This is a genomic window from Candidatus Endomicrobium procryptotermitis, assembly GCA_031279415.1.
GTDB classification, from domain to species: domain Bacteria; phylum Elusimicrobiota; class Endomicrobiia; order Endomicrobiales; family Endomicrobiaceae; genus Endomicrobium_B; species Endomicrobium_B procryptotermitis.
The window spans coordinates 82,344-97,898 of record JAITIP010000018.1; the positions used below are offsets into that span (position 1 = coordinate 82,344).

Here is a 15,555-nt window from a genome sequence, read left to right on the forward strand (position 1 = left end):
GATCATTCCATTTTTATCTTTCAACTAACGGTTTTTGCCAATTCTTGACTTGAGCTGTCTAAAAGGATATAATAAGCAATCATTTTCTTAAAAAATCAATAAATTTTGCTTGGGGGAAAGATGGCTGGAATTGTCCTAAAAAACGTTTGGAAGCGGTTCGGAAATTTAGATATTGTAAAAAATTTTAATCTTGAAATACCAGATAAATCTTTTTGCATACTTGTAGGACCTTCCGGCTGCGGAAAAACTACGACACTGCGCATGGTTGCCGGCCTTGAAGAAATATCCGAAGGCGAAATATTTATTGACGGCGTAAAAGTCAACGATGTCCCTCCAAAAAATCGTGACATAGCAATGGTATTTCAAAGTTATGCACTTTACCCTCATATGACGGTATATGACAATATGGCTTTCGGATTAAAGTTAAGAGGTTACAGCAAAAAAGAAATACAGCAGCGTGTAAACGAAGCTGCAGAAATTTTAGGCATCGGACATCTTTTGGAAAGGCGGCCTAAACAACTTTCGGGCGGTCAAAAGCAAAGAGTTGCCGTAGGAAGAGCAATAGTGAGAAAGCCTAAAGTATTTTTATTTGACGAGCCGCTTTCGAATTTGGACGCGAAACTCAGGGTTCAGATGAGAGCGGAGCTCAAAAAGCTTCATGAAAGGCTTCAAAGCACCATGATATATGTTACGCACGACCAGACAGAAGCTATGACTATGGGTGACAGAATATGCGTTATGAAAGAAGGAATAATACAGCAGATAGCAGGTCCTTTAGAACTTTACGATGATCCAGCAAACAAATTCGTTGCGGGTTTTATCGGAAGTCCTCCGATGAACTTTTTTGAAGTTGACGTCATAAACAAAAACGGAGAGATATTTCTAAACGAAGGAACTTTTGAAATAGCTTTGCCTGCTCACCATAAAGATAAAGTTATGCCTTATGCCGGCGCAAAAGTTGTCATGGGAATAAGACCGGAAGATATATACGATAAATTATTTTATAATTTTACAAATAAAGAAATAATCAGTTTTAGCGCTACCGTGGAAATAGCCGAACTGCTTGGCAGCGAAATATATCTGCATTTAAACACTGGCAAAAACGCTTTAGTAGCTAAGGTAGACGCTCATAATCATGCAAAAACCAACCAGATAATAGAGCTTGTATTTAATCTCGGAAAAAGCCATCTTTATGAGCTGAAAGATGGTGTAAAAATTATTTAGAAGGTCGCAGCGTATGAAAAAATTTTTAATATCCTTTTTGGCGGGTTTATTTATCTTAACGGTAAACGCTTGTTCAAATCCCAGAGTTGATAAATCAGAACCTCCGGCCCCAAAACCCAATAATTATATTGATACTGCGGCAGTAGCGGCAAAAAAGATAGATTTTTATGCGCGGCTTGCTTTTGATTTGGCCGATGGATACCTTTCCGATCAAAGCGTAGTAAGAAAAAAATATGGTAAAGATAGCAAGTATGTGGAATCACTTGATTTTGGAAATGCAAAAATTGAAGGGACAATTTCTTCTTTGGATATAAGCAAACCTGTTTTTAAGTATTGGTATCGTGACGAACATGGTACGTCTAATGTTGTGCTTTATGAAAATCTCGATGGTTTTACTACAAGAGATGGAAAAAGAGGAGCTGTTATAGCAAAGGCATCGGGTGCCACTTATCCTACTTATCAATACAGCATAACTTTTTCCCAAACCGATATTCCCAGAGAAGAAGAGTTATTTTTTCCCGTAACTCTTTCAACCGCTCCCCCTTATTTGACTTCAAGAGGTGCATCAATAAATATATCTCTTATTAAAGTTAAAGTTTTGAATTCTTCTGGAGTCTCTAAAGAGTTTGATGTTACGTTTACGAATATTTCTGGAAAAATTAAAGTTGTGGGAGCGGGATATAAACCAAAGCCCGCAGATGAATTTATAATAACCAGCGGAAAAATAAGTTTGACTGGTACTGACACAACAGTTACTCCTAATATGACTTGTACTATTGAACTGGAATATACCGATGATAAAGTCGAAAACAGAACCTACAATTTTACGGTAGTCAGTGGCACTTCAACCGTGAAATATACATATAATATAGATAAAGATACGGCATTCTATACCAAAGATTCCGAACCATCAAAAAAATATTATGTCTATTGGGATTATCCTTTATGAGATGCAATTTTAAAAAAAAAAGCTTTACCAGATAAGGTAAAGCTTTTCTTTTTGTATAAATAATTTGTGGAGATGTGAAATGAAGAAACAAGATACACAAAAACTTTTAAAGGCCGCTCATGAGCCTTCAATTCTTGCCCAAAAAATGCATCCTTTTTATAAAGGAAAAATAGAAGTGCTGCCGAAATGTAGAATTAAAGATTTCAATGATTTCTCAATATGGTACAGTCCGGGCGTTGCCGCGGTATGCGCCAATATTAACAAAAATCCACAGCTTGTTTATGAATATACGAATAAGTGGAACAGCGTAGCCGTAGTAACCGACGGCACAAGAGTTTTAGGTCTGGGAGATATTGGACCCGAAGCGGGAATGCCCGTTATGGAAGGAAAAGCTCTTTTATACAAATATCTTGGCGGAGTTGACGCATACCCTATCTGCCTTGGCACAAAAGATGAAAAAAAGATTATTGAAACGGTGAAAATACTTCAACCTTCTTTTGGCGGAATAAATTTGGAAGATATAGAACAGCCAAAATGTTTTCCGATACTTCATACTTTAAGAAAAGAATGCCGCATACCCGTATGGCATGACGATCAACAAGGCACGGCTCTTGTAACGCTTGCGGGATTTATCAATGCTTTGAAAGTCGTAAATAAAAAAGCCGGCAAAGTTAAAGTTGCCATGATAGGTGCAGGTTCGGCAAATATCTGTATAGCCGGACTTCTAATGCTTTACGGAGTAAAGCCCGGCAATATAATTATGACCGATTCAAAAGGCATTTTGCACAAAGGCAGAATCGAACTCAAAAATTCTCATCCTGAAAAATGGGAAATGTGCGTTAAAACGAATGAAAAAGGTGATCAAGGATATATTGAAGAAGCTATGGAAAATGCAGATGCGGTTATCGCGCTTTCTACTCCGGGACCGGATATTATTAAAAAAGAGTGGATACAGGAAATGGCTAAAAATCCGATAGTTTTTGTCTGTGCAAATCCCGTTCCAGAAATTTGGCCTTGGGAAGCTAAAGAAGCGGGAGCTGCCGTTGTTGCTACCGGCAGAAGTGATTTTGAGAATCAGGTTAACAACTCATTGGGTTTTCCAGGAGTATTCCGCGGTGCACTAGACATAAGAGCTTCAACCATAACCGACGGAATGTGTATAACCGCTGCAACAGAACTTGCAGCCTGCATTGCAGACAATAAAATAAGGCATAATAAAATTCTACCCACTATGGACGATTGGAGAATATTTCCGCGGGTAGCGGCTGCTGTAGGAATGAAAGCGATAAAAGAAAAAGTTGCTGGCAGAAAAATGACAAAAGACATACTGTTTAATCAGGCTGCGGAAATGATAAAAAGAAGCCGAAATATAACCCGGATCATGATGCAGAAAGGGTACATAAAAAAATATAAATAAGGACAAAAATGCGTACTATAACGGCTGACGCAATTACTGCAGCGGTTGAAAAACTTTGTGCGGAAACGAATTTTGAGCTGCCACATGATGTTTTAAAAACTTTGAAAAAATCAGCTTCAAAAGAAGAGGGTATTGCAAAAAGCATCATGAATGAAATCATTGAAAATGCTGCTATAGCACGTGAAAAAAAAGTGCCTCTTTGTCAGGATACGGGTGCGGCCAACTTTTTTATAAAACTCGGCAAAGACGTGCAAATTGATGGTGGCAATATTTACGATGCCGTAAACAAAGGCGTTGTCGCGGGATATAAAAACAATTATCTGAGAAAATCGATAGTTTCAGATCCGCTTGAAAGAAAAAATACCGGAGATAATACTCCCGCAAACATTTATATAGATATTGTCGAAGGCGACAATATTGAAATAGATTTTTTACCTAAAGGCGGAGGAAGCGAAAACGCCAGTGCTTTAAAAATGCTTGAACCTTTGTCCGGCTGGGATGGAATAAAAGAATTTGTCTTAAGTGTGATAAAAGATAAAGGTAAAAATGCTTGTCCGCCTTTAGTGGTAGGCGTTGCTATAGGTGGAGATTTTGCTTCAGTAGGTAAACTGGCAAAAAAAGCGCTTTTAAGAAAAATCGATATGCAAAACGCCGACCCTTTTTATGCCGAAAAGGAATGTGAACTTCTAAAAGAAATAAACAATCTCGGCATAGGTCCCATGGGAATGGGTGGTAAAACTACGGCTTTATCGGTTTTAATTGAAACAAATCCAACTCATATAGCTTCGCTCCCTGCAGCAGTCAGCATTCAATGCCATTCGTGCAGAAGAAAAAAGACGGTGATATAAAAGAGTCCTAACGGATGGAAAATTAGAAAAACAATAGCCGCAAAAGCTCATTTGCCATTGTGCGCGTTATTACAAAATCTTGACAAAAACTCAGAAAAGTAGTTTTTGAAGCCTGATGACCTAAAACAGGACAAATTAAATTGAAGATAAATGTAAAAGATTTGGCATTAGATACAAGCATAGTAAAAGCTGGGGAACAGATTTTACTTTCTGGCGTTCTTTATACTGCCAGAGATGCCGCGCATTTAAGGCTTATAAAAATGCTTGACGAAGGTGTAAAAATGCCGTTTGAATTACAAAATAGCGCAATTTATTATTGTGGACCTTCTCCGGCAAGACCCGGAAACGTAATCGGAGCATGCGGCCCTACTACTTCGGCAAGAATGGATATTTTTACGCCGCGCATGCTTAAAGAAGGTGTAAAGATACTTATAGGCAAAGGCGCCAGAAAAGATTTTGTCATAGATTCAATAAAAGAAAATAAAGCCGTTTATCTTACGGCAACAGGAGGCATTGCGGCTTTGCTTTCAAAAACTGTTAAAAAAGCAGAGGTAATCGCTTTTGAAGACTTAGTGCCCGAAGCTATACGCAAATTGGAAGTTGAAGATATGCCTCTTATCGTAGCCATTGATTCAAAAGGCATAAGCATTTTTGATATACTATAATATATGTATTTTTTCCGTATTTATAAAATTAAAAAAGAGGGCGTTTTATGTTTCTTGCTTTAGATATAGGAAATACGAATATAACAATAGGACTTTTTAAGTTTGAAAACGGAAAAGCGGCTGAAAGCCCGGCAAAAGTCTGGAGAATGTCTACGGAAAAAGGTCAGACAGCCGATGAATACGGTACCTTGCTGATGGACATGTTCTATTATTCGGGTTTCAATGCCGCTGAAGTTTCATATGTGGGCGCTGCAAGTGTAGTTCCTTCGCTTAACAGTGTTTTTGAAGAGTTTGTCAAAAAATATTTTAACAAAAAAATCTTTTTCGTTAATTATTTAAACAGAGGCGGATTAAAATTTGCCGCAGGTAATCCGAAAGAAGCCGGCGCGGACAGAATAGCCGATGCGATAGCCGCATACTCTCATTACGGTGGAGGTACGGTTGTCATAGATTTTGGAACTGCGACAACTTTTGATTGCATAGACCAAAAAGGCAGGTATCTCGGTGGCTCCATAGCTCCGGGACCTGCAATGTCCGCACAGTCTTTAAGCCTGAAAACATCCCAGTTGCCGCATGTCGAAATAAAAAAGCCGGCGAAATCCATTGGCACTGCTACCGTTGAATGCATACAGTCCGGTTTATATTTCGGTTATATAGGACTTGTAAAAGAAATAATCGCGCGGATAAAAAAAGAGATGAAAGTCAATAATATAATTGCAACCGGCGGGCTGGCGGAATTTATGTCCGGCGAAATAGAAGAAATTAAATCCATATGCCCTGATTTGACTCTTGAAGGAATAAAAATCATCTGGGAAAAATCTTATAAAGTTGGGAAAAAATGAAAAAATTTTTAATTATGGCTTTATTGGTTTTTTACAGCGGCACGCTTTTTGCTCACCCTTATGAAGCTTTCAATATAATGCTTTTTCAGTACGAATTTGATGGATACGGTTCGGGCAGTAGGGCAAAGGCTCAAAGGTATCTTGACGAGCTTGCAAAAGACGTTGGTCAGGCCATAGCCGGCGGTTCGTATGGAGTGGTAGGGAATTTTGACACTTTAGGTTTTACCATGAGCATAAAAATGTCTTATCAGCAGGTTACAACTGCAGACGTAATAGTAATGAGAAATGGCGACACGGCAATTTATTATCCTATAATACAAAGCGAATTTTTTCTTTCGGAAAAAATGACAGGAATCGCAAGAATTTCGTATTCCAACGATTCTTTTGTTGCCGGCGGAGGCGTAAAGTATCTGCTATATGAAGGCTATGATTATATTCCTACTATTTCGGCGCAGTCAATTTATAACTATCTTTTAGCCGATGCAGATGATCCATATAAACTCACTACCGGCGAAAATCGTGTAAAATTTAATGCATGGAATATAAAAACTGCGGTTACAGCTTATTTTGGGGATATTCCTTATATACAGCCATATGCGTTTTTAAGTTATGACATAACCGGTTTACACGCTGTCACTTCAAACAGAGCCGGAATGTCTTCAATAATTTCGGGCATAGGTTACGGGATAGGCGGTCAAATGGTTTTAAGTCCTTTAAATCTTTCTTTTACTTTGTCGGTTTATGAATATCGAATAAATTATAATTTCGGAATTTTTTTTAATTTTTAATTTCCTTTCCTTCAAAATTTCCACAAAAAAATAAAAAATGCCTATTGACAAAAAAAATGAATATTTATATAATCAGCAATCATAATATTTGAGCGCTAACATATCAAGAGCGCTACAAAAAATAAAATGACAAAAACTAAGGAGGGATTTCAGAATGATTAGACCATTAGGTGACAAGATTTTAGTTAAGCCTGTAGAGGCAAAAGAAGTAAAAAAAGGGGGTATAATAATTCCCGATACAGCGAAAGAAAAACCTCAAGAAGGTGAGGTTATAGCAGTGGGAAAAGGCAGAACTACCGATGACGGTAAAATTATAGCCCTTGATGTAAAAGCCGGAGACAAAGTACTTTTTGGAAAATACTCGGGCACGGAAATAAAAATTGATGACGTTCAGTATCTTATAATGGGTCAGGACGATATTCTCGGCATATTGGAATAATTAAACGAGAAAGTTTAAATTCAGAATATTTATTAAGGAGACAAGAAAATGGCAAAACAGTTAATTTACAATGATGAAGCCCGTAAAGCTATGAAAAGCGGAGTTGATAAACTTGCTAATGCCGTAAAAATTACTTTAGGTCCTAAAGGAAGATATGTGGTATTGGACAAAAAATTCGGTTCTCCGACAGTGACAAATGACGGTGTAACGATTGCAAAAGAAATCGAACTTGAAGATCCTTTTGAAAATATGGGAGCGCAGCTTGTAAAAGAAGTCGCTTCCAAAACCAACGATATTGCCGGCGATGGTACGACTACTGCGACAGTTCTTGCCCAATCTATGATTACTGAAGGGCTTAAAAACATTACAGCTGGGGCAAATGCCAATCACATAAAGAAAGGTATTGAAAAGGCCACTACTGCTGTAATCGATGAACTTAAAAAAATCGCAAAACAAGTAAAAAATAAAGAAGAGATAGCGCAGATAGCTTCAATTTCGGCAAGCGATAAAGAAATAGGCAATCTTATAGCGGATGCCATGGAAAAAGTCGGCAAAGACGGTGTCATAACCGTTGAAGAAGGCAAATCTTCAGATACCACTCTTGATGTTGTCGAAGGGATGCAGTTTGACAGAGGTTATACTTCGCCTTACTTTGTTACCGACACAGAAAGAATGCAGGGAATTTTGGAAGAACCTTACATTATAATTACGGACAAAAAAATCAGCTCAATGCAGGAAATTCTTCCATTACTTGAAAAAGTTGTACAAACTGGAAAAGCTTTTATAATAATTGCGGAAGACATTGAAGGTGAAGCGCTTGCGACTTTGGTTGTCAATAAAATCAGAGGTACTTTAAAAGTTATGGCGGTAAAAGCGCCGGGATTTGGCGACAGAAGAAAAGATATGCTTCAAGACATAGCGATTCTTACAGGCGGAACGGTAATTTCCGAAGAAACAGGTTTAAAACTTGATAAAGCGGCAATAGATATGCTTGGTCAGGCAAAAAGAGTTGTGGTGGACAAAGAAAATACGACAATAGTTTCCGGATTGGGAAACAAAAAAGAGATAGAAGCAAGAATTTCGACTATCCGCAAGCAGATTGAGGAAACCAAATCCGATTATGATAAAGAAAAACTTCAGGAAAGGCTTGCAAAACTCGTAGGCGGAGTAGCCGTTGTCAACGTAGGAGCCGCAACGGAATCCGAAATGAAAACAAAAAAGTTCAAAGTCGAAGATGCATTAAACGCCACAAGAGCGGGAGTGGAAGAAGGAATAGTTGCTGGCGGAGGAGTAGCGCTTTTAAAAGCCCAGTCTGTTTTAGAAAAAGTAAAAGCGGTTGATGCTGATGAAGAAACCGGAATAGCTATAGTCTGCAAAGCGCTTGAAAGTCCGATAAGAATGATTGTCGAAAACGCAGGACTCGAATCCTCAGTTATCGTAGATAAAATTAAAAATTCGAAAGATGCGTCTTATGGATACAATGCCGATACGAACGAATATGTAGATATGGTAAAAGCCGGAATAGTAGATCCTGCAAAAGTTACAAGAACGGCTTTAGAAAATGCTGCTTCAATAGCTGGACTGGTGCTTACTACAGAAACTTTAATTACTGATATTCCAGAAAAACATCCGAAAATGCCCATGGGCGGAGGAATGCCTCCGATGCCGGAATATTAATTTCCAAAAAACCCAAAGTAGAGAAGTATAAAAAAAGCCTCTAATGGTAAAATATAAAAGCCAAAGGAGGCTTTTTTATTCAATGTTTATATTATTTCAAAACTAAAATCGGACTGTTATCTTTGCGGTGCCAATGAGGTAGTGCAATAATTGCATTTTCCGTCAGGAGTTTATATAATTTTATATCCGACGACAGGAGGATGAATATGAGTTTTAATTACAGAGAATTTTCCATATTCACTCCGCTTTTCAGTGCTTATTTCTTAAAATATTTCAATTTATATTGAGGGCATTATGAATATAATAGATGGGAAAAAAATTTCAAATGATGTAAGGCTAGAAATCAAGAAAAAAATTGAACGATTAAAAAAAGAAACGGGCAAACTTCCCGGACTTGCAACAATACTCGTAGGAGACGATCCTGCAAGTCAGGTTTACATTAAATCAAAAATTAAAGCCTGCATTGACGTGGGAATACATTCGGAACACTGCACGATGCCGAGAAATTCTTCTAAGGAAGAAATTATTGCAAAAATAAAAGAACTTAATGCCAATTCGGATATTGACGGCATATTGCTGCAGCTTCCGCTGCCGGACAACAGGAACGCTCAAGAATGCATAAATGCCATAAGCCCTCTAAAAGATGTCGATGGACTTCACCCTTTTAATGCTGGACTGCTGAATCTTTCGAAAAGCTGGAAAGAGATTGCAGAAAAAAATATTTTGGTTTCCTGCACCCCGCTCGGCGTAATATATCTGCTTCACAAATCTGGTATTCAGATAGAAGGAAAAACTGCTGTAGTGATAGGAAGGTCGAATCTTGTCGGCAAACCTTTGTCAATGCTTCTTCTGGCAAACAATGCGACTGTAATAATGTCGCATTCAAAAACGGAAAATTTAAAAGAAATATGCAAAACCGCCGATATTGTCATCGCGGCAATCGGAAAACCAAAATTCGTTAACAGAGAGTTCATTAAATACAATGCGTGTGTAATTGACGTTGGCATAAACAGGCTGCCGGGAGGACTTTGCGGAGACGTAGATTTTGAAGATGTCAAAGAAATGGACATAACGATAACGCCGGTTCCCGGAGGAGTTGGACCTATGACGATAACAATGCTGTTGGAAAACACGATTAAAGCTTTTGCAAATAGAAGATGAAAAAAGAAATTTTATTGAAGCCAAAAAAAGCTTCTTTGGATTTATTTTTAAGCCTTGAAAAGAAGAAACTTATCAGGCTCATACGTCCGCTGAAAAAAACCGTCGAAACAAAAATAAAGACTGGGTCCGTCGGCAGGTTTTATACTTCTTCGTCCAAGTTTGGAGCGCATACATTGATGAGCGTCGGAAAAAGAAACGAAGAGATAAAATTTAGCTGCCATGACGACAATGAAGATTTTTTGCTTATAAATCCTTTGGGTTTAAAATTTAAAAAACTGTATCTGATTCTTTCTTATTTAAAAAAAAGGAATTTATAAAAAAAGAAGCCGCCGCAAAATTGACGGAAAAAGATTTTATAGCCATTGGACTTGAATTCAATAATCCTTCTTTAAGTTTTTTTATAATGATAAAAAACACGGTTCACTGTGAAATCACGGATAAATCGAAAGGACAGCATCCTGTATTTTTTGTAACAGAACCGTCGCGGCTGAAAGACAATAAAGTAAGAATGAAAAATTTTAATATATGTCTGACGGAGAGCAAATGAACTTAGATTTTGCCGTAACGGCGTTTCTTCCGATTATAACAGGTCTCTTATATTTTTTTATGGCTTTTGAGGTAAAAAGAACAAGCAAATATCGTTCAATAATGTTCGGCGAAATAGGATTTAAAAAACTTGAGATCGCATTTATAATGTTCGCGATTTATTTTATCACACGTCCTCTGCAAAACATAACGGGCCCGCATCCGTGGCCTATGATAATAAATTCGGCAAGGCAGTTTTTTTTGATGTCGGTAATAGCGCCATCGATACTTGTCGCGATTTTTCATTGGGTTCCCGCGACCAGCGGTGCGCCAAAATCATCGACATTTGCGGCTTACATAATAGGTTCGTTAATGGGAGTAATTTTTGTTCTTGTAAACACCATCGCCGCTACGAGTTCCAAAATCATTTACTCCTGGGGAATTATCAGTATGTACGATCCCGTATGGTTTGCATCCGGAGTCCCTCTAATACAGCTTGTGATTATACATTTGATATGCCAGTTCGTTTCTCCTGTAGGATTTCTTCTTCTTGCCGCGGCGTATGTAAAGCATAGAAGACACAATTATCAGCTTACACATATTTACAATTTAATGCCGAAAAAATGGAGATACCTTGAAGCGAGTCTTATGATACTGGCGGGTTCGTTTCTCGCCGCGGGAACTGCCGTGGTTTTCGGTTCTTATTATACTTATGTATGGGTGATTTATTTTATCGGAGCGATAATTTCCGGAGCATTTGAGCTTATCGGAATCAAACTTCCGCCCAGAGAAATTCCAGATGATTTAAAATAAAACTATTGCATTTTATAATTTTCATTTATATAATACGCATATGAAGTTATTATCCCGCTTAAGCGGAGAAAAAAAATGCCGATAGGCAAAAGGAGCCGAACGATGGCTTGTGGATGCAAAGGGAAGAAAGCAGTAGCGCCGAAGAAAAAAGTTGCAGTAAAAAAAGCGGCTGCGCCGAAGAAAAAAGTTACGTCGAAAAAAACCGTAAAAAGTGCTGTTACAAAGAAGAAGAAATAAGAGTGTTTGGTTTGTATAAAAAAGCCGTCTCTTGAGAGACGGCTTTTTTATTATGATATTTTCCGCCGGTTAGGTCTATTTTATATATTTATAGCACTACTTTGCAAAGTCGAATTTTAACTATATTTTAGCCATTAGTTTTACTTTAATTTGTTCGTTACAAACATTGCCATTTACTATCAGAGTTATACTCTCTATTGCATCTATGCCGTCTTTATTTACTCCCCTCATCCTATCTGATATTTTCACGTAGACAATACTTTTGTCTGTTTGCCTTTTTTATCCAGCATTACCACTCCCTTAAATCCTTTTTCCACATTATACTCAAAATCCCATTGCCATAACTCTACATTATCCCCCGTTGCAGTAAAAGTTATTTCTTTATCCTTTTTAGTTCCTGCTTCTTTCCATTCGTAGCTAAGTGTTATACGTGGAGGTTTTTTTATAGGGATTATTCTATCCCTTCTTAGTCTGACTGCTTCTTCTACCGCTACCTTCCCAAACGAAAATACTATGATATATCCACGCCTGCAATTTTTATCAAAACGCTTCATTATAGACTGAGAATTATCGGACTATATTATCGCTTTGTTTTTTAAAGACAGATACAAATGCTAGATATCAAGGGTATATGTTTTATTTTAAGGAGCGTTTTTTTCTCTTTTGTATCCTATATGAAAATACAAAAAAAAGGAGTGATTTTATGTTTTACGGTTATATTCGCGTGAGTACGGATAAGCAAAATATGGAAAATCAGAGATTTGAGATTGAAAAATTTGCTAAGGATAGAAATATCATTATTGATGAATGGCTTAGTGAAACCATTAGTGCAGGCAAAGCGCTGGAAAAAAGAAAATTTGGCAAGTTAATGAAAAGATTGAAAAACGGCGATACTGTAATTTCTACAGAATTATCTCGCTTTGGCAGAAATTTAATGCAGGTTATGGGTATTTTAGATTTTTGTATGAATACGGGGGTGCGAATTTTAACCGCAAAAGAAAAATATGAGTTAGGGGATAATATAAATGCCAAAGTTTTAGCTTTTGCTTTTGGACTTTCTGCAGAAATTGAAAGGAATTTAATTTCACAGAGGACAAAAGAAGCTCTTCAAAGAATCCGTGCAGAGGGCAAAATTTTAGGACGACCAAAAGGCAGAAAAAATACAAGCCTAAAATTAACCAATAAACGCGAGTATATAGGGGACTTGTTAAAAAAGCATAAAAGCAAAAGCGCTATAGCGCGAAAATTAAAAGTACATAGAACGACTTTAAGTAATTTTATAAAAAGTAATATATTTTTCTAAACGCTTATATAATATAGTCTAATGTTAAAGCATTGAGTTTATTTTTGGTTTCACGCCAATGCCAATAATATAACAGATAGGTATCCATATAAGCAATAAACGCTTTGCCATGTTTATAGTGGATTATATGGACAAGTTCGTGAACAATAATGAAGTCAACTTTCACTTATGGCTGTATTCAGATTAACAAAAAAAGCAAACAAATTGTTTGAAAGTTTGTGCTTGGAGTAAAAAAGACAGATTTTAAATTTGATTAATTCCAGTTTTTCTATAAACGAAAGGACATTAGTTTACATATAAAAACTCTTTGGACTCAGTGCCAAAAGAATGTTTAAAAATAAGCTCCGACGGCTGGACTCGAACCAGCAACCGATCGGTTAACAGCCGATTGCTCCACCATTGAGCTACGTCGGAACTAATTATTTTTTAATTTGTTAAATAGCCCTTTGTTTAAATCGAATGTACTAATTATACATTTTTTGAAAAAAAATTCAACTATATTTTTTCGCTGAACATATTTTATATTAAAATAAAAATGATATAATAACACAAAAGATAAAAATGATATGTCAAGAATATAAATATTCGCAATAATACGGATAAAAAACTATATGAAATAGCATCTTTGCAAGTAACTGCGTAATATAAGGGTTGATTAATTACTCATGGTAAAAGAATATAATTTTGAAAAATATTTTGACTGTCTTTTAAAAATAGTGCCGATAAATATAGCTGCTCTTGCAGCAATGACTGCTTACAGGGTATTTTTTTTATTTTATTTCGCAGATTTTGGAAGTTTAAAAGGACTTTACATCGATATTTTTAAAGCTTTTGTGCTGGGGCTTAGATTTGATTTGTCGGTTTTGGCATATTTAAATTCATTCGTTATTTTAATTTTTACGGTTTTTTTGTTTTTAAGAAATTTGAAAGTTTTTAAATTGTTTACCGTCATAATAAAATTATATTTCTGGCTTGCTTTTACAGCAAGTGCTGCTTTAACTATAATAGATTTTGGGTTTTTTACTTATTTTTATGAACACATAAATCTCTTATTTTTTCAGTTTTTTGAAGACGATACGGTTAGTCTTGCAAAAACAATAGTTTATGACTGGCGTTTCCCGATGGCGTTTACAGTTCTTGTCTTCGTAAGCTATACGGCTTATAAGTTTAGTTCGTATACGTGTAAAATGCTTCTGAACATGAAATGCATAATAGCTTCGTCATATTGGAGTTTTCCGCTAAAAACGATAATCGTTTTGATTGTCATATGCATGACTTTCATTACGGCAAGAGGAACCGTATCGATGTTTCCGCTTGGAACTTTTCATACGCAGATTTCGACTAATCATTTTATTAATAAACTTTCAATATCCAGCATGCATTCTCTGACTGATGCTTTATACGCTAAATCCGAACAAAGCAGAAACAAAATAAAGCTTTATGAAAAGCTGGGAATCGAAATTGACTCTGTAGATTTATCTATATTTAATAAGATTACACCACCGAACAGCGATATCACAGTGCTTAAACCGAATGTTGTTTTTATCGTACTTGAAAGTTTTGGCGAAGTACCGATACTTTATAACAGTGAAAATTTCAACGTTTTAGCCGGATTGAAGAAGCATTTTGACGAAGATACCGTTCTTTACAATTTTCTGGCGGCCGGCAGAATCACGATTCACTGCCTTGAATCCACAATTTTAAATATGCCGCAAAGACCTTATGCGCTGCAAATTACGCAAAGCCCTTTAGCATATAACGAATATTCAAGTGCAGCTGCTCTGCCTTATAAAAATGCTGGATACGATACGAAGGCTATTTATGGAGGAAGTCTTACATGGAGAGGAATTGAAAGCTTCTTTAAAACGCAAGGATTTAATAAAACTTTTGGCGAAGGAAGCATCAAAAATAAATATCGACACGAATGGGGCATAAACGATGCTCAATTTTTTGAAATAATTTTAAGAGAGCTCAATGAAGCGACTGATAACCCTAAGTTTATTTATGCGATGTCTACGGGAACGCATCCTCCTTACGAAATACCGCCTTATTACAAGCCGCTTCCTTTAAATATTCCCGCAGAACTCTTACGTATGATGCGCGGAGAAAAGAAATACGGCAGAAAAATATTCGAAACTTATCAGTTTGCCAATCATGAAGCTGCAAAATTTTTAGACGCCATTAAGAATTCGGACCTGGCTGAAAATACTATCGTCGTAATCACCGGTGATCATAATTTGAGAGAAATTAATCCTCTTCCAAAAGAAGATTTATTCAAAAAATATGCTGTCCCAACATACATTTATATGCCGAAAAAGATAAAAAAGCAGATTGACGCAAACATCGCTGCAAGCCATATGGACATAATTCCGACGCTTTACGATTTGTCTCTTTCGGAAACAGCATATGTAGCCGCAGGCGTGAGTTTATTGGACGATTCAAAAAAACATATAGCGTTTAACAGCGAAGGTTTTATTTTGTCGGAAGATAAGGTGGTTTTGTATAATATTGATTCGGATGAAATTTTGTATTTTAACTTTGACACAAAATCAAAAACTTTAACTGAGACGCAATATTCGCAGCGGCACGGAGAAATGCTCGATTACTACAAAAATATAGTTGCAGCTGCTGATATTTATCTCAACACGAAAAAATAAGACATAAGTT

The 15,555-nt window shown here is 36.7% G+C and carries 18 protein-coding genes and 1 tRNA gene; 16 read left to right on the forward strand and 3 right to left on the reverse strand.

Annotated features, from left to right (window positions below; translation table 11 throughout):
* Nucleotides 1-120: 120 nt before the first annotated feature.
* The 14 genes from LBD46_03155 (at nt 121) to LBD46_03220 (ending at nt 11,585) form a co-directional block, all read left to right on the forward strand.
* Nucleotides 121-1,224 carry an ABC transporter ATP-binding protein gene (locus LBD46_03155; protein MDR2426166.1) on the forward strand — a complete coding sequence of 368 codons (1,104 nt, stop codon included), beginning with the start codon at nt 121-123 and terminating at the stop codon, nt 1,222-1,224.
* 13 nt (nt 1,225-1,237) lie between these two features.
* On the forward strand, nt 1,238-2,173 hold the full coding sequence (locus tag LBD46_03160; protein MDR2426167.1) for a hypothetical protein: 936 nt from the start codon (nt 1,238-1,240) through the stop codon (nt 2,171-2,173).
* Nucleotides 2,174-2,252: 79 nt separating this feature from the next.
* Entirely contained in the window at nt 2,253-3,590 is a 1,338-nt protein-coding gene (locus tag LBD46_03165; protein ID MDR2426168.1) for an NADP-dependent malic enzyme, read from the forward strand.
* 8 nt (nt 3,591-3,598) lie between these two features.
* Complete coding sequence (locus tag LBD46_03170; protein MDR2426169.1) at nt 3,599-4,438, forward strand: fumarate hydratase; 840 nt, start codon at nt 3,599-3,601, stop codon at nt 4,436-4,438.
* A gap of 140 nt (nt 4,439-4,578) precedes the next feature.
* Nucleotides 4,579-5,103: a FumA C-terminus/TtdB family hydratase beta subunit gene (locus LBD46_03175; GenBank protein ID MDR2426170.1), complete on the forward strand. Its 525-nt coding sequence runs from the start codon at nt 4,579-4,581 to the stop codon at nt 5,101-5,103.
* A 47-nt stretch (nt 5,104-5,150) separates the two neighbouring features.
* A complete protein-coding gene (locus LBD46_03180) occupies nt 5,151-5,945 on the forward strand; it encodes a type III pantothenate kinase (protein MDR2426171.1) in 795 nt (264 codons plus the stop codon).
* Entirely contained in the window at nt 5,942-6,733 is a 792-nt protein-coding gene (locus tag LBD46_03185; GenBank protein ID MDR2426172.1) for a hypothetical protein, read from the forward strand. The genes LBD46_03180 and LBD46_03185 overlap by 4 nt, the downstream gene beginning before the upstream one ends.
* Nucleotides 6,734-6,887: 154 nt before the next feature.
* The gene (groES, locus tag LBD46_03190; GenBank protein ID MDR2426173.1) at nt 6,888-7,172 is read left to right on the forward strand and encodes a co-chaperone GroES; all 285 of its coding nucleotides are present in this window, start codon (nt 6,888-6,890) and stop codon (nt 7,170-7,172) included.
* A gap of 48 nt (nt 7,173-7,220) precedes the next feature.
* Nucleotides 7,221-8,849: a chaperonin GroEL gene (groL, locus tag LBD46_03195; protein MDR2426174.1), complete on the forward strand. Its 1,629-nt coding sequence runs from the start codon at nt 7,221-7,223 to the stop codon at nt 8,847-8,849.
* 294 nt (nt 8,850-9,143) lie between these two features.
* Nucleotides 9,144-10,010: a bifunctional methylenetetrahydrofolate dehydrogenase/methenyltetrahydrofolate cyclohydrolase FolD gene (folD, locus tag LBD46_03200; GenBank protein MDR2426175.1), complete on the forward strand. Its 867-nt coding sequence runs from the start codon at nt 9,144-9,146 to the stop codon at nt 10,008-10,010.
* Entirely contained in the window at nt 10,007-10,327 is a 321-nt protein-coding gene (locus tag LBD46_03205; GenBank protein ID MDR2426176.1) for a hypothetical protein, read from the forward strand. Before folD ends, LBD46_03205 begins: the two co-directional genes overlap by 4 nt.
* A gap of 20 nt (nt 10,328-10,347) precedes the next feature.
* On the forward strand, nt 10,348-10,557 hold the full coding sequence (locus LBD46_03210) for a hypothetical protein (protein ID MDR2426177.1): 210 nt from the start codon (nt 10,348-10,350) through the stop codon (nt 10,555-10,557).
* Nucleotides 10,554-11,348, forward strand: coding sequence for a hypothetical protein (locus tag LBD46_03215; protein MDR2426178.1), 795 nt, complete (start codon nt 10,554-10,556; stop codon nt 11,346-11,348). Before LBD46_03210 ends, LBD46_03215 begins: the two co-directional genes overlap by 4 nt.
* 75 nt (nt 11,349-11,423) lie before the next feature.
* Complete coding sequence (locus tag LBD46_03220) at nt 11,424-11,585, forward strand: hypothetical protein (protein MDR2426179.1); 162 nt, start codon at nt 11,424-11,426, stop codon at nt 11,583-11,585.
* A 245-nt stretch (nt 11,586-11,830) separates the two neighbouring features.
* Here LBD46_03220 and LBD46_03225 read toward each other — a convergent pair whose 3' ends face one another.
* Nucleotides 11,831-12,139 carry a hypothetical protein gene (locus tag LBD46_03225; GenBank protein MDR2426180.1) on the reverse strand — a complete coding sequence of 103 codons (309 nt, stop codon included), beginning with the start codon at nt 12,137-12,139 and terminating at the stop codon, nt 11,831-11,833.
* Between the two features lie 149 nt (nt 12,140-12,288).
* On the opposite strand from LBD46_03225, the gene LBD46_03230 reads away from it, so the two are divergent.
* Nucleotides 12,289-12,888, forward strand: coding sequence for a master DNA invertase Mpi family serine-type recombinase (locus LBD46_03230; protein ID MDR2426181.1), 600 nt, complete (start codon nt 12,289-12,291; stop codon nt 12,886-12,888).
* A 4-nt stretch (nt 12,889-12,892) separates the two neighbouring features.
* Here the strand turns inward: LBD46_03230 and LBD46_03235 are convergent, their stop codons facing one another.
* Together LBD46_03235 and LBD46_03240 are read right to left on the reverse strand one after the other, a co-directional pair.
* Nucleotides 12,893-13,054, reverse strand: coding sequence for a M48 family metallopeptidase (locus tag LBD46_03235; protein MDR2426182.1), 162 nt, complete (start codon nt 13,052-13,054; stop codon nt 12,893-12,895).
* 176 nt (nt 13,055-13,230) lie between these two features.
* Nucleotides 13,231-13,302, reverse strand: a tRNA-Asn gene (locus LBD46_03240).
* Nucleotides 13,303-13,553: 251 nt separating this feature from the next.
* Here LBD46_03240 and LBD46_03245 point away from each other — a divergent pair.
* Nucleotides 13,554-15,545, forward strand: a complete 1,992-nt coding sequence (locus LBD46_03245) for an LTA synthase family protein (GenBank protein ID MDR2426183.1) — start codon at nt 13,554-13,556, stop codon at nt 15,543-15,545.
* Nucleotides 15,546-15,555: the final 10 nt, after the last annotated feature.

Coding starts and splice junctions, on each gene's coding strand:
- LBD46_03165 (MDR2426168.1), top strand. CDS start 2,253: ATGAAGAAACAAGATACACAAAAACTTTTAAAGGCCGCTCATGAGCCT.
- LBD46_03160 (MDR2426167.1), top strand. CDS start 1,238: ATGAAAAAATTTTTAATATCCTTTTTGGCGGGTTTATTTATCTTAACG.
- LBD46_03215 (MDR2426178.1), top strand. CDS start 10,554: ATGAACTTAGATTTTGCCGTAACGGCGTTTCTTCCGATTATAACAGGT.
- LBD46_03180 (MDR2426171.1), top strand. CDS start 5,151: ATGTTTCTTGCTTTAGATATAGGAAATACGAATATAACAATAGGACTT.
- groL (MDR2426174.1), top strand. CDS start 7,221: ATGGCAAAACAGTTAATTTACAATGATGAAGCCCGTAAAGCTATGAAA.
- LBD46_03245 (MDR2426183.1), top strand. CDS start 13,554: ATGGTAAAAGAATATAATTTTGAAAAATATTTTGACTGTCTTTTAAAA.
- LBD46_03155 (MDR2426166.1), top strand. CDS start 121: ATGGCTGGAATTGTCCTAAAAAACGTTTGGAAGCGGTTCGGAAATTTA.
- LBD46_03220 (MDR2426179.1), top strand. CDS start 11,424: ATGCCGATAGGCAAAAGGAGCCGAACGATGGCTTGTGGATGCAAAGGG.
- LBD46_03230 (MDR2426181.1), top strand. CDS start 12,289: ATGTTTTACGGTTATATTCGCGTGAGTACGGATAAGCAAAATATGGAA.
- groES (MDR2426173.1), top strand. CDS start 6,888: ATGATTAGACCATTAGGTGACAAGATTTTAGTTAAGCCTGTAGAGGCA.
- LBD46_03185 (MDR2426172.1), top strand. CDS start 5,942: ATGAAAAAATTTTTAATTATGGCTTTATTGGTTTTTTACAGCGGCACG.
- LBD46_03205 (MDR2426176.1), top strand. CDS start 10,007: ATGAAAAAAGAAATTTTATTGAAGCCAAAAAAAGCTTCTTTGGATTTA.
- LBD46_03225 (MDR2426180.1), bottom strand. CDS start 12,139: ATGAAGCGTTTTGATAAAAATTGCAGGCGTGGATATATCATAGTATTT.
- folD (MDR2426175.1), top strand. CDS start 9,144: ATGAATATAATAGATGGGAAAAAAATTTCAAATGATGTAAGGCTAGAA.
- LBD46_03170 (MDR2426169.1), top strand. CDS start 3,599: ATGCGTACTATAACGGCTGACGCAATTACTGCAGCGGTTGAAAAACTT.